This is a genomic window from Leuconostoc gelidum subsp. gelidum KCTC 3527 (assembly GCF_000166715.1).
GTDB lineage: Bacteria > Bacillota > Bacilli > Lactobacillales > Lactobacillaceae > Leuconostoc > Leuconostoc gelidum.
The window spans coordinates 74,941-88,500 of record NZ_AEMI01000016.1 but is presented as its reverse complement, the minus strand read 5'-3'; the positions used below and the strand labels follow the sequence as shown (position 1 = coordinate 88,500).

Annotated in this window: 16 protein-coding genes, 1 tRNA gene and 1 riboswitch; of the genes, 10 read left to right on the top strand and 7 right to left on the bottom strand. The window is 37.2% G+C overall.

Going from position 1 to position 13,560, the window contains the following annotated elements:
• Positions 1–288 precede the first annotated feature (288 nt).
• The 6 genes from EUI_RS0103800 (at position 289) to EUI_RS0103775 (ending at position 5,074) form a co-directional block, all read left to right on the top strand.
• Complete coding sequence (locus EUI_RS0103800) at positions 289–843, top strand: NAD(P)H-dependent oxidoreductase (protein ID WP_010016199.1); 555 nt, start codon at positions 289–291, stop codon at positions 841–843.
• Complete coding sequence (locus EUI_RS0103795; protein WP_010016198.1) at positions 840–1,565, top strand: triose-phosphate isomerase; 726 nt, start codon at positions 840–842, stop codon at positions 1,563–1,565. The genes EUI_RS0103800 and EUI_RS0103795 overlap by 4 nt, the downstream gene beginning before the upstream one ends.
• Positions 1,555–2,808 (top strand): CinA family nicotinamide mononucleotide deamidase-related protein, encoded by a 1,254-nt coding sequence (locus EUI_RS0103790; RefSeq protein WP_010016196.1) that lies wholly within the window; start codon positions 1,555–1,557, stop codon positions 2,806–2,808. The genes EUI_RS0103795 and EUI_RS0103790 overlap by 11 nt, the downstream gene beginning before the upstream one ends.
• A 20-nt stretch (positions 2,809–2,828) precedes the next feature.
• Positions 2,829–3,563 carry a 3-oxoacyl-ACP reductase FabG gene (fabG, locus tag EUI_RS0103785; RefSeq protein WP_010016195.1) on the top strand — a complete coding sequence of 245 codons (735 nt, stop codon included), beginning with the start codon at positions 2,829–2,831 and terminating at the stop codon, positions 3,561–3,563.
• A 14-nt stretch (positions 3,564–3,577) separates the two neighbouring features.
• A complete protein-coding gene (locus EUI_RS0103780; RefSeq protein ID WP_010016194.1) occupies positions 3,578–4,657 on the top strand; it encodes a glycerol dehydrogenase in 1,080 nt (359 codons plus the stop codon).
• A gap of 147 nt (positions 4,658–4,804) precedes the next feature.
• Entirely contained in the window at positions 4,805–5,074 is a 270-nt protein-coding gene (locus EUI_RS0103775; RefSeq protein WP_010016192.1) for a hypothetical protein, read from the top strand.
• Positions 5,075–5,287: 213 nt separating this feature from the next.
• On the opposite strand, the gene tenA is transcribed toward EUI_RS0103775, so the two are convergent.
• The 4 genes from tenA to EUI_RS0103755 are packed head-to-tail and all read right to left on the bottom strand — an operon-like array spanning position 5,288 to position 8,610.
• Positions 5,288–5,956 (bottom strand): thiaminase II, encoded by a 669-nt coding sequence (tenA, locus tag EUI_RS0103770; RefSeq protein ID WP_010016191.1) that lies wholly within the window; start codon positions 5,954–5,956, stop codon positions 5,288–5,290.
• A gap of 11 nt (positions 5,957–5,967) precedes the next feature.
• Positions 5,968–6,630 carry an energy-coupling factor transporter transmembrane component T family protein gene (locus EUI_RS0103765; RefSeq protein WP_010016189.1) on the bottom strand — a complete coding sequence of 221 codons (663 nt, stop codon included), beginning with the start codon at positions 6,628–6,630 and terminating at the stop codon, positions 5,968–5,970.
• The gene (locus EUI_RS0103760) at positions 6,627–8,036 is read right to left on the bottom strand and encodes an ABC transporter ATP-binding protein (protein WP_010016178.1); all 1,410 of its coding nucleotides are present in this window, start codon (positions 8,034–8,036) and stop codon (positions 6,627–6,629) included. Before EUI_RS0103760 ends, EUI_RS0103765 begins: the two co-directional genes overlap by 4 nt.
• Positions 8,029–8,610, bottom strand: coding sequence for an ECF transporter S component (locus EUI_RS0103755; protein WP_010016177.1), 582 nt, complete (start codon positions 8,608–8,610; stop codon positions 8,029–8,031). The genes EUI_RS0103760 and EUI_RS0103755 overlap by 8 nt, the downstream gene beginning before the upstream one ends.
• A gap of 148 nt (positions 8,611–8,758) precedes the next feature.
• Positions 8,759–8,848: riboswitch (TPP riboswitch) on the bottom strand.
• Between the two features lie 108 nt (positions 8,849–8,956).
• Here EUI_RS0103755 and EUI_RS0103750 point away from each other — a divergent pair.
• Positions 8,957–9,490 carry a dihydrofolate reductase family protein gene (locus EUI_RS0103750; protein ID WP_010016176.1) on the top strand — a complete coding sequence of 178 codons (534 nt, stop codon included), beginning with the start codon at positions 8,957–8,959 and terminating at the stop codon, positions 9,488–9,490.
• A gap of 143 nt (positions 9,491–9,633) precedes the next feature.
• On the opposite strand, the gene EUI_RS0103745 is transcribed toward EUI_RS0103750, so the two are convergent.
• From EUI_RS0103745 to EUI_RS0103735, 3 genes are all read right to left on the bottom strand, one after another.
• Positions 9,634–10,158, bottom strand: coding sequence for a GNAT family N-acetyltransferase (locus tag EUI_RS0103745; RefSeq protein ID WP_010016173.1), 525 nt, complete (start codon positions 10,156–10,158; stop codon positions 9,634–9,636).
• An 8-nt stretch (positions 10,159–10,166) separates the two neighbouring features.
• The gene (locus EUI_RS0103740) at positions 10,167–10,727 is read right to left on the bottom strand and encodes a GNAT family N-acetyltransferase (RefSeq protein WP_010016172.1); all 561 of its coding nucleotides are present in this window, start codon (positions 10,725–10,727) and stop codon (positions 10,167–10,169) included.
• A gap of 88 nt (positions 10,728–10,815) precedes the next feature.
• A tRNA-Gln gene (locus EUI_RS0103735) sits at positions 10,816–10,886 on the bottom strand.
• A gap of 110 nt (positions 10,887–10,996) precedes the next feature.
• On the opposite strand from EUI_RS0103735, the gene EUI_RS0103730 reads away from it, so the two are divergent.
• From EUI_RS0103730 to EUI_RS0103720, 3 genes are all read left to right on the top strand, one after another.
• On the top strand, positions 10,997–11,515 hold the full coding sequence (locus EUI_RS0103730; RefSeq protein ID WP_010016171.1) for a phosphatidylglycerophosphatase A family protein: 519 nt from the start codon (positions 10,997–10,999) through the stop codon (positions 11,513–11,515).
• Between the two features lie 143 nt (positions 11,516–11,658).
• Positions 11,659–12,804 carry an N-acetylglucosamine-6-phosphate deacetylase gene (gene nagA / locus EUI_RS0103725; RefSeq protein ID WP_010016170.1) on the top strand — a complete coding sequence of 382 codons (1,146 nt, stop codon included), beginning with the start codon at positions 11,659–11,661 and terminating at the stop codon, positions 12,802–12,804.
• Complete coding sequence (locus tag EUI_RS0103720; RefSeq protein WP_010016169.1) at positions 12,804–13,511, top strand: GntR family transcriptional regulator; 708 nt, start codon at positions 12,804–12,806, stop codon at positions 13,509–13,511. Before nagA ends, EUI_RS0103720 begins: the two co-directional genes overlap by 1 nt.
• Positions 13,512–13,560: the final 49 nt, after the last annotated feature.

Genomic DNA, 13,560 nt, shown 5'->3' with positions numbered 1-13,560 from the left:
ATATTGTTTGGCAATATCATAGGAGACTACATGATAATTTTGTGCAAAAAGTGATAACGGATAAATGTTATCACTGGATGTTAGCCCACCAATTAAATGAACAAGTCGAAATTTCAAGTATGCTGTTACAGCAAGCAGAATACACAGAAAAACATCAAAATTTATTGTCGGGAGGGAGATTTCTTAAATTAAACGAAACGACAAAAACCTATTTTTGTCGTATTCCCAAACCAAATACTAGACACATTATAAAATCACCAAAATTTAGTTAAAATAAGGAAAAGGTAAATGAATATATTAATTATTAATGGTTTTGAAAAACATGTTGATGCGAATGGCCAATTAAATAATCGCTTGTTTACAGAATATGTTAGGCAATTCAAGAATAAACATGATATTAAAATCACGTTTATCGAAGATTATAAACGAACAGAGGAAATCAATAAATGGCTATGGGCTGATCTAATTATTATACAGTTTCCCATTTATTGGTTTAATGTGCCGGGCGCTTTAAAAAGTTATTTTGATGATGTGTTTGCTTATGGCATATTTTACGGTTTAGATTACACAAAGTATGGGCAGGGTGGACGTTTATTTGGTAAAAAATTTATGTTATCTACAACATGGAATGCACCCACTGCAGCATTTAATGATAATAATCAATTTTTTAATGGTATGAGTGTATCGGACATATTGCAACCCACCATAAAAGCATTAGAGTTTATTGGATTGACTAGTTGGTCTCAAGATGGTGTTATATCGTGTCATGATGTGATTCATAATCCAGAGATAGAATTATATTTATCTGAACAAAAACAATTTATTGAAGAGGTTAATGTATGATTTGTATTGTTAATTTTAAAAATATGATGCATTATGAAAAACAGTTAAAATGGTTACAAGATATTGAGCGTGAATTTCTTGATTTTAAATTATTAGTTGCACCAACGCTACCAGAACACAATAGTTATCACAATTATGAAATTATTGCGCAAAACATTAGTTTAGTACAACGTACAGTTGGGGAAGTCTCTGCTAGCGTATTGAACGGATTAAAAATTCAATATGCTTTTGTGGGTCATTTAGAACGCAGAAGATTGCTAAATGAAACAACAGATCTTATTAACGAACGTCTAATCAATTGTCTCGACAATCATATTGTGCCAATTATATGTTTGGGAATTCATAGTGGACCAGATTTAGTTATCCGTGAATTGAAATCCATTTTGAAAAATAGTGATTTGAGTGATCAACGCGTGATTATAGCTTATGAATCCTTGAAATCGACAAAATATAATCAATCTGTCTATTCCTATGTAGAGGTAGAAGCAGTGTATTTGAAATTAAAGCAATATATGGATGAACTAACTAATAGTAGTGGGTTATCATCATATCATTTAGTTATGGGCGGACATATCAACGAAGAGGGCATCAATGTGGCTGAAAAAATCGGATATGATGGCGTGTTAATTGGTGATCGGTATCAAGAAGTGACGTCATTTCAACCGCTGATCAAAACATTAAATCGAATCAAAAGAGAAAGATTATTGACTCATGGAAGCTGAAATCATATCTGTGGGAACAGGATTGTTGTTGGGACAAATAACTGATACTAATCGCCCATATATTGCGCGTGCATTGCATGATATGGGCATTGACTTTCATCACCAATCTATTGTGGGTGACAATGAAAAGAGCATTCATGCAGCATTGAAGTTGGCCGTCAGTCGTGCCAAATTGATTATTATGATCGGTGGCCTGGGACCTACAACAGATGATCTAACGAAGCAAGTTGTTTCTCAATTTATTAATCAGCCATTGATACCAGATTCGTATACGCTATCAAAATTAAAAAAATGGCATGATGATGTTGGTATCGAGATGGCAGATAATAATTATCGTCAGGCACTTTTTTTAAAAGGTGCTGTGCCCCTGAAAAATGATTTTGGGTTTGCTGTGGGCAGTTTTTATCAAAATTCTATTGGACCAGATTTTTTATTATTACCTGGTCCATCATGGGAAATGGAACCAATGTTTGATCAACATGTGTTGCCATTATTTGCAAAAATATATTGCCATGGTCAAGTACTAAGTTCATTAGTTATGCGTTACTTTGGCATTGGTGAATCAAGATTATCGCAATTAATTGATGGCTTAATTGTCAATCAAACGAATCCCACAATTAAAACTTATGCCAAAAAACATGAAGTGATCATAAGACTTAAGGCAACTTCATCATCAGAGAACAAAGCAAACAATCTGAATAAAAAGATGGCAACGCAAATTAATCAATTAGTTGGTGATTATTTTTATGGTGTGGGTGAGCATAGTACCTTAGAGAAAGTTGTCGCACAATTATTACAAGAAGAAGAGAAAACAATTGCCATGACAGAAGTGTTTACACGTGGCTTGGTGCAATCAACATTACAAAACGTTGTGTCAAATACGGAGTTAGTAACTGGTGGTTTTAACGGTATGAGTGCCTTGCTTGATTTAACAGATGATGAGATTGAATTATCAGGTGATAATGGTGCTGAATTAGTTAAAAGCTTAGCAAAATTAACACAAAAGAGATTAGGCGCTAACATTGGGTTGGCAATTTTAGCAGAGAAACCCGAAAGCATTGGTCATCAAGAATATGTTAATGAAAAAGTTTGGTTTGGGTTATTTGATAATCAGCAACAATTGATAGTCACATCACAAATATTTGCAAAAAATCATCAAGATAATATTGAAGAGGCGACATTTGTTGCATTAGATTTAGTTCGACGTCATTTAATACATCAAGATTTAGTCGAACGAGCATAATAGTAAATGAGGATGAGCGTATGGTAGAACGGATACAAGGAAAAACTGTGTTAATAACAGGGTCTTCAAGAGGAATTGGCTTAGCTATTGCTAGGCATTTTGATCAGCTTGGTGCACAAGTTATTTTACATTCTCGTTATGGTATAGACGAGAAAATAAAGTCTCAATTTAACTTGCCACCACTGGAAGTGAAATTTGAATTGACTAATCAGCAAGCAATTAATCGTGCAATAGCAGATTTATATCAAACGAATGAATTCAAAGGTGTTGATATTTTAATTAATAACGCGGGTATCACGGCGGATCAATTGGCTGTTAATATGTCTTCAGAAAATTTTACACAAGTTATTCATGCAAATTTAATTGGTACATTTAATGTGACACAGCCAATTTTGAAACATATGTTAAAGTCCAAATCTGGTTGTATTATTAATATGAGTTCCATTGTAGGCCTGCATGGCAATATAGGTCAAGTTAATTACGCTGCTAGTAAAGCAGGTTTAATTGGTATGACAAAAACATTGGCCAAAGAAGCAGCAAGACGACAGGTCCGTGTTAATGCTATTGCACCAGGCATGTTTAAATCTGATATGACAGATGTGTTATCTGATAAGATTAAAGAACGTATATTAGAGACTATCCCAATGAAGCGTTTTGGAAATGTCACAGAATTAGCTGAGGCTGCAGAATTTTTAGCAGAAAGTTCCTACATGACAGGGCAAACCATTGTAATAGATGGTGGTCAAAGCATTTAATTGAGAAAGGCAGCATGATGAAAAGTTTTTCCAGTCCATCTTTGTATATACAAGGGCAAGATATTTTATTAAATCATTGCGATCAAATGAAACGCCTTGGGAAACGTGCGGTTATTCTTAGTAACGGTGTTGCTATTGATATTGCAGCAAATCCGCTATCTGATAAACTCAATGAACAACATTTGTTTAGTGAAGTTCTCACTATTAGTGATGATTTTAATGATTATGCATTGTCATGTTTGTGCCAAAAAATACATCATTCAAATGCTGATATTGTCATTGCAGTTGGGGGCGGGAAAGTCATTGATACTGCAAAAATTATTGCTGCACAAGTTGAATGTCGGCTTGTTGTTGTGCCAACTTTAGCATCAACAGACGCACCTACATCAAGGTTATCAGCTAAATATAGTCTGCAAGGGAATTTTGAAAAATATATTTTTTTTGATGATAGTCCGGCTTTAGTTATTGTTGATACTGGGATCATTGTCAATGCACCAGTACGTACCTTAATTGCTGGTATGGCAGATGCACTAGCTACGTTTGTAGAGTATCGTGCCGTTCATTGTGGTAGCGGTCATAATATGTTTGGTGATAGTCAAACAATAACTGCAGGTGTGTTAGCGGAACAAGCGAGTAAAACAATATTTCAAAATGCTGAGTTAGCTATTGAAGCAAATAACGCACACGTTGTCGATAATCATTTTGAAGCTGTTGTTGAGGCTAATATTTTGATGAGTGGGTTAGGTTTTGAAAGTGGTGGGGAAGCAGCAGCACACAGTATTGCTAATGGATTAACGACATTTATATCTCCAGCTATTATGCATGGTGAAAAGGTTGCCTTTGGTCTGTTAGGGCAACTTATACTTTCAAAATCATCAGATATTACCTATAAAAAATATTTAGATTTTCAACGTTTATTAGGTCTTCCGGTATGTTTGAAAGATTTAGGCATAATGAATGATCAGAACATCTTGCGTCAAATTGCACGAGAAATATTACGTCCACATGAGACGATACATCAAATGAATTTATCTTTCACAGAGGAGGATATTGTGAATATGTTATTACAGATAGACAGTTATGCGAAAAAATAGATTATACAGATATTAATTAACTAAAATGTTGAATGCTGACGAAATAAGTTTTCAAGCGAATCCTAAAAAAGGTAGTGCATGGGTTTAAGTTGTCAGTTGAATTGGCAGTGATGAACTGGTATGGTATTGATAGGGGGAAAGTAAGACATGACACTTTTTAAAAAGCAACAAGATGCATTATCTTATTTAGAAACGATTCATTTAGATGCCAGTGTTGAGCAAGCGATGGTTGAACATGCAATTTTACAATTAAAAAAGAAGACCTATGAACGCAAAGTTATTGTGGCACTTGCAGTCGGATTTCGAAAGCTAGCCTTAGAACAACAAATCTCTAAAGCAGGATTGGCAGTATATGTTAAGTTACAGAAGCCAAGCATTGGAGATGATGTTGGCTTAACTGCGGGGTTATGGTTTTAAAAATACGATGTCTTTAACGAGATGTTTGAACACCTTCTGCTATAGTAGAGGGTGTTTTATTTGTGTGACTTGACACTATAACCTGTTATTCAAGCAAACTCTAGGTAGATTCTGTCTTTGTTATGAGACAAAATAAAAACAGGTTAGTGTGCTTAGAATGACGATACGCACATTAACCTGTTTTTATTGATTTGTTTTATTGTGGGTGTTGTTTTAAAAATCAAACCGCCATTGTGTTTGATTCCAGGCAGCTTCCCAGAAACGCCATTCCATTTCTAAACTCTTTAAAAATGTTTGAATAACCTGTTCTTTTTGGCTATCATTGAGATTAGCAACGGCACGTTCTAAAGCATCAAAACGCCAAGCATTGTAATCAATCTCATCGTTTGCTTGTGGTGAGTAGATTTCAATCCATTCTTTAAGTGGGTTGGCGTCATTGTTTGCGCCTTGTGCAACAAGTTCACGGCCGATAACGCCATAACTCCAAGCACATGGCAACAAAACAGCAAGCGCATCAGCATAAGTGCCATGGTAAGCTGATGTATACATATGATCCGTGTAGCGCTGTGTATCTGGGCTACGACGCCAATTTTCCACATGATGGCCAGTAATATTTAACATAATTTCATGTGCTTTTGACTCGTTACTAATAAACTGTGCTGTTTCTAGGAGGCGCGCAATATCATTTGTATCGTTTGTTTTTGTCACTGTGAGTGCAGTGACTTGCAAATAATCTTTTAAATAATGTTCATCTTGTTCAACATAATAATTTAAAATGTCATCAGGTACGTTACCAGTTGCGATACCTTTAACAAACGGGTGAACCATAATGGTATCCATGATTGGTTGTGCACGGGTTAATATATCTTGTGAAAAAGTCATAAAGTATCTCCTCAATACCAATTGGGTAGTAATAATAATTGAAAAGCGATTAAGATAATGATCAACAAGAACCAGTCACGTCGTTTAATTGTAACGACTTGTAAGTGTGTTCGGGCCGCGCCTTCAGTAAATCCGTGGCTAACCATACCTTCAGCTAGATTTTGTGACCAACGAATGGCCGCCAAAATAGCTTTAAAATAGAGTTGAGGCTGCCAAATATGCAGTGTTTGACCACGCATTTGCGAAGCGACACGAATGGTTTTCATTTCTTGGCTAACGGCCGGCATGAAATTCAAAACACCAACTAACGCGTAAACAAATGTTGCGCTAAGTTTGGCCTTTTGCTCTAAAGTAGCTAAGAAAACATCACGTTCATCGTTAAGTTTTAATGTAAACAAACCACCTAACCATAGATAGGCGAAAACACGTGATAACATAATCCAAGCCATGTGTTCATGATCCCCAGTACCAAAATACATCAACGAAAACCAAGAACCTAGTCCAGGCAGCAAGGGCAGTATAAATAACCACAACCATTGGCGCCAATGGAGTTTAAGAAATAGGTATAAAAAGGCACTAACGCCAATAACAATAACATTGAGTGTCACGCTTTTTATAAAAGTAAGCTCCAAAGCAATAACCATAACCGTTGTAAACTTGATCAAGGGGTTCATGAGGCGCCACCGATATAATTGAGCTGTTGATTGTCAAATTTCAAATGATAATCAAACCAATCTGTAACGGCGTGTAACTGATGGCTAATCATGATCACTGTTTGATGTTGACGTGTGGTAAAGTCGGCAATGATATCAAGCAGATGTTGCTGTGAAGCACTATCAAGTCCTGCCAAGGGTTCGTCAAACAATAACGTTGGGGTACCAATTATTAGCATCAATAATACCTGTAATTTTTTCTGTTGGCCGCCAGACAACTGGTAAACAATATGGTCACGAAGATCATGAAGATTTAGCTGTGTTAAAACGGTAACGATTGTATCATCAGACCAAAGTTCAGGGGAATGGCTTAATGCTTGCGCTTGTGTCAATTCTTCTTGAACGGTCATGGCAACAAATTGTTGTTCAGCATTTTGAAAAACAAGTGCGATGTCTTGCACATGTTTTGCTATTTTACGCTTAGCAATATCTTCTTGTTGGTAGGTAATTGTACCGCCATAAGGGTATAATTTAACCAAAGCAGACAGTAACGTTGATTTACCCACACCGTTTGGACCAGTGATGAGAATTCTTTTTTCTTTTGGCAATAGGCGGGTTGTCGCTGATAACAGCGTGCGTTTGCCATTCTTTAACGTCACAGATTCAAGTGTGATAATACCTTCTTTTTCGTTTGGTAGGCTTGTATGAATGGTCGGTTGATTTGGTAACTTGGCCAAAATTTGTTGTCGTTCTTCTGATGATGTGTTATGTAGCCGACCATCTGTCATGACAAAAATATCATCAATCGCATCTGTATAACCACTCCAATCGTGATCTGTTATTAAAATTGTTTTGCCTTGACTTTGATAGGCTTTGATAACGTCGATTAGTTGTAATCTTGCAACGGGATCAACGTTAGCAAAAGGTTCATCTAATAATAAATAATCACTGTCTGCAGCTAAAACGGTGGCTAGTGCAACCTTTTGTTTTTCGCCACCAGATAGGTTCAATAAGTCATGGTGCATAAATGCTGTCATACCAACACTTTTCATGGCATCTGTAATACGTTTTTCAATATCTTCAGGCCTAACTTGTAAATTTTCAAGGCTAAATCGCAGTTCTTCAAAGGGTGTTCTCATGACAAATTGACGTGTTGGATTTTGAAATAGGTAGCCAATATGTGTCACACGCTGATAAGGAACAATGTCATGAATATCATAACCACCGAGAGTTAATTTACCGGTCAATGTGCCATCACTAAATGTTGGATATAATCCGGATAATAATTTAAGCAATGTAGATTTACCACTACCACTTGGACCAACGAGTAAATTAAAACTATTCGGTCGTAATTTGAGTGAAATATCGGTTAACACTGGTGTTTCGCGATAAGCAAAATTCACATGGTCAACCACTAAATCAGTCACGATGCAAAACACCAGCCTTTTCTATCAGTTTTTGGATGGCAACAACTAAGACACCACCAAAAAACAAAAGTGAGAGAAAGCGTGTTATGAACAAGGCGATTAATAGACCAATATGATAAGAACTGTAACCATCACGGAAAGCAGACCAGATAAAAGTCACAATTGTTCCGGTAATTGCTGAGGCAAAGATACCACGCCAGCCCCAGTTTTTGTAACCTAAAACAGCAAATCCCGCTTCACTACCGATACCTTGTACAAAGCCAGATAACAAAGTTGCGACACCCCATTGACCGCCGAGTAGCATTTCAACAGCAGAAGCAAATAATTCACCTAAAACACCAGCACCTGCTTGTCGAATCAAAATACTAGCAAGGGGGGCAGCCATCATCCAACCACCAATTAAAAGCTCATTTGCAAAAGGCGCTAAACCCAATGGTGTTAAAGCAGCTGATAATAAATTATAAATTGGGCCAAGTACCCAAAAAATAAAACCGATAAAGACAGCGACGAATGCCAGTAACAACACATCACGAAGTGCCCAACGTGTTGATTTTGACTTTGAAATAGTTTGCATAAGATTATGCCTCCAATAATTTTTTTGTAGTTGTTATTTTATGTCTGGCATACAAAATGGTTTAAAATCGAAAATTTTTTATATAGTGCTTTCTAAGCGAATAAAAAACCCTTGGTTCATTTATGAGCCAAGAGTTTGCCTAGTACAACATCAAAAAAAGCAATTCTCCCTTCGCTGGTATTAACCAGATCAGGTTCAATGGGTGTTTCTCAGCCACGTGGCACCCCAGATTGTTAAATATTAAACTACAAGTTAAATTTAACATAATTTTTTTGATTATGCAACTATGTTAAAATGAGCATTGAAAGTTAGTAACTGTTATTTTAAGCAAAAAGAGGTGTGGTTTATGCGTCAAGTAGTTTTTTACGGTGCCATAAGTTTGGATGGCTTTTTGTCTGACGAAAATGATGATTTGCAGTGGCTATTTGATACTAATTTAAATGGTCAATCAACTTATGAAACGTTTGAGAAACAGATTAGTACATTTGTAATGGGCCGAAAAACATTTGAAGTGGCACAGAAGCTTATGGGTGAAGAAATGCTTTATGCAGGTAAAGAAAAAGTTATTTTTTCGCGTGGCAATCATATGAGTCAAACAGATACGACTTATGTTTCAGGGAATGTCGTCGATATTATTAAAGATTATCAAAAACAAACGGGTGATAATATCTGGGTTGTTGGCGGTGGGAGCATTTTAAAGCCATTGCTTGAAGCCAATATGGTTGACGAATTTTGGATACAAATTGTGCCCGTGTTACTTGGACAGGGGAAGCGGTTGTTTGAACCTGGTAGGTATCGTTATCGTTTACAGGTAGTTGAAACAGCACAATTGGGTGAAATGACAGAAATTCACCTTAAAAGGGTAAATGCCATAAAGTAGTCGCTTATCTAAAGTTAAAAGTTGGACGTCCGGAGATACAATCGCTGTTGGTGAAATGCTAATTCAATTATTAAGAAGATACAAGTTAGGTGTGACGACACAAGAAGTGACAGTTGAAAAAATCAATATTGATGATGAATTTTTTACGCAAACTCAGCACGCAAAACACCATACTTAACAGAGTCATAATAAGCGCCTTGCCAATAGCGTACTGATCGTATTGTGCCTTCATGCACAAAACCGACTTTTTCACTAACGCGCATCATACCGATATTGCCAGACCAGGTTGTCAGGCCAATGTGTGGTAGTTCTGCATGTTGTGAAAATAGTTCTGCGAGCCAAATTTTTAGGGTAACGCTGGCGATACCTTTACCCCAATCACTTTTTTGATAAATGATAATACCAACTTCTAACCAATGTTGAAGCTTGCCATCAGCCCAATGTGCAGAAACTTCACCGACGATACGGTCGTTATACCAAATTAAACGATGGTGCGCATTATCAATTAGCTCAGGCGCTTTTTGTTGAAATTCATGCCATGTTGGGATAGGATCTCGAAAATAGGGGCCATTAAAGGCCATCCAGGTACGATCGGATAATGTACCGTATTCAACGTCATAAACGTATTTAATATCTGATTCTGAAAAAGGTTCAACATTGATGGCCATACTATCTCCTAATTATTCGCAGTGGTGCTGGGATTGAACTGTACATATATGTTCAAATCTTTATAAGTCCCATGATAGTAAATTTGATCTTTAAGTTTGGCTTCGAATGTAAAACCAAGGCGATTGGCTACGGCGATACTTTTATTATTCTCACTATCTGCTTCTAAGATTATTTTATGTAACGATAGTTTATCGCATGCAATTGCCACAAGATGTGATACTGCATTTGTTATGATGCCTTGTCCTTGTACAGAAGTGGACAACCAGTAACCAATTTTGGCAGTATGATTGACGTGGTTGATGTCGTGAAGATCCACCATGCCAACAGGTAGCCCATCAGCAAGAATAGTTAATACAAGTAAATTATATTTTGCATTTTGCGCGCGTGCATAACGAATAAATTGCCGTTCATCTGAAACAGTAAGAGTTGTATCAGTCCACGGCATAAAACGAGCTAATGTTTCTCGGTCACGTGTGATTGCTGAGAATAGCGCTTCTGCATGGCTTTCTTCTGGAAAAGAAAGTATGACTTCGTGGACACCAACTATAAACTTTGAAAAATTAAACATGCACAAACCCTCCTGATAAAGATTATTATACGCGTCTATCATTAGCAAGGGGCAATAAAAAAAGCGATCAATTGATCGCTTTTTCTTATTGCCCCTGCTGGATTCGAACCAACGATAGTGGCACCAGAAGCCACCGCCTTACCGCTTGGCCAAGGGGCAATTACTCTAACTATTTTACAGAAGTTTAGTGAGTTTTGCAAGTCTAAAAATGACCTTTGTTAAATATTCTTTTTTTGTATATACTAGATAAAACAGTAGGGGGAGAAATTATGCAATATGCAACATACGAGAACACAGTTGAAAAACTAAACAGGCATCACATCACGCTCCGTGAAATTGCCATAATTGGGTATGACAGTGAAAAATCCTATCTACCAGGGTTAACTATTGAACAAGTTGAGGAAGCTGTCATTAGTGTCTTACATAAGCGTGTCGTTCAGCATCAAATCTGGGTTGCTTTGGAGTTAGATCGTTTGGCAGAAGCACACTTGTTAGAATCACCATTACAAGATTTGGTTGAAAATGATGACACGTTGTTTGGTGTGGACGAAACATTGGGCACTGCGATTGCAATGTCTTTTGATACAATTGGGGTAACAAACTATGGCTATATCGATAAAATAAAAGTCGGTTTAGTTGGCGAATTGGACCGCAAAGGAAAAACAACGGCAGCAGTGACGACATTTGCGGATGATATAGTTGGTGCATTAGCTGCTGCGGCAGCATCAAAAGTTGCCCATAAGTATGCGGCCGGTACCAATCATACAGATATTAACCTAGGTGAATAGAATTTGTTTTGATTTTTTCTATTGATTAAATTTGCAAAATCGGTCTATACCAATTATAATTAAAGTTAAGAATAAATAGGAGGAATGGCAAACACTGTTTTGTTACTCACAATGAGTGTATCGTGCTTGCTAATATTTATATCATGGCTAAATTATTAAAAAATATTGATCTCTATACAGGTTCAAAGCATATAACAGATGCCTTTATACGCTTCACAGATGTTATTGATGACGTCGGCTATATGATTGACTTTACACCACAAGCCGATGATGAACTGATCCCAGAAGCAACTGGGAAGCTCGTTGTGCCTGGTTTTATTGATGTTCATAAGCATGGTGGTTACGGATTGGATACCATGGACGGTGATGCTGAAAAACTCAACGACATGGTTAATAAAATGGTTACTGAAGGTATTACGTCGCTTTTTCCAACAACGATGACGCAGTCACCTGAGAATATCGAACGTGCCTTGGTAACCATTAATGAAGTTGCTAAAACTAATCCTGTTATTCAGGGTATCCATTTGGAAGGGCCATTCATCAACAAGGTATTTATGGGTGCGCAACCGGAAGAATACATTATTGATCCAGATACTGAATTGCTTAAAAAGTGGTATACATTATCTGGTGAGCGTATCAGATTAGTAACTTATGCACCGGAAAACGGTGGCCTACCTGACTTTGAAGAATTTATGTTAAAGCATCATATCATCCCATCAATTGGTCATTCAAATGCTACGCGTGAACAATTGATACATTCACGTGCGTCGCATATGACACATCTGTACAATGCGCAAAGGCCCTTACATCATCGTGAGCCTGGTGTCACTGGTCATGGTATGTTAGAAACATCAATTACAGGAGAATTAATCGCCGATGGTTTTCATATTGTCCCTGATATGTTGGAAATTGCCTTTCGCTTAAAGGGTGCGCATCAATTAGAACTTGTGACAGATTCAATGCGTGCTGAAGGCTTGGGAAATGGCATCTCGGAACTTGGTGGGCAAAAAGTGATTGTTAAGGATAAGCAAGCACGTCTTGAAAATGGGCATCTAGCTGGCTCAGTATTAGCGTATGATGATGCGTTCCGTAACATACAACAGTTTACATCCGCTGATATTCATGATGCTGTGCAAATGACTTCAGTCAATCAAGCACGAGAGTTTGGATTAACACAAAAAGGCGACTTGTCTGCTGGTAAAGATGCCGACTTTAATATTTTTAACAAGGAAGATATGCAATTACAGGCGACTTATTCATTTGGACGCCGTTTTGCACGGAAAAATTAATGACAAAACCCGCCATACCACGTTACATTCAAATTCATAATCAAATAAAATCACGTATTGAAGCCGGAGAGTGGCAATCACCGAAACGTTTACCTGCTGAACGCGAGTTGTCAGAAACTTTTAATGTGTCGCGTATGACGCTACGACAAGCTATTCAGACACTTGTCGATGAAGGCTTATTAGAACGAAAAGTTGGTTCTGGCACCTATGTGGCGGAGAAAAAAGTATCTGAGCGTGCATTAGGCATGACAAGTTTTACAAAACTAATGGCTAATACCGGTCGTATTTCAAAAACGCAGACAGTTAGTTATAAAGTAACATCACCATCTGCATCTGAAATTATGCACCTGCAATTAGCAGATGATGATGATGTTTTGGTGATGGAGCGTTTGCGGATGGGTGACAATGAACCTATCTTACTTGAAAGAACAACATTGCCGGCAAAATTAATTAGTAATTTTTCACGCCATGATTTGACAGAATCTTTGTATCTGACATTAGAAAAAGCAGGGATCCAACCTGGACGTGCAGAACAAACAATTTCAGCGACTTTGGCGAATGAACGTTTGTCAGAACTTTTGCAAATTAGACGTGGGGATGCCATATTGAATGTGCGTCAAGTATCTTTTGATCAAAATGAGCAACCATTTGAATATGTACGTTCTTACTATGTTGGCGAACGTTTTGAATTTACATTAACACGGTAAATTAATGCGCTAAAATGTTGAAACGATAGATAATTGTTAGTCTTATAAT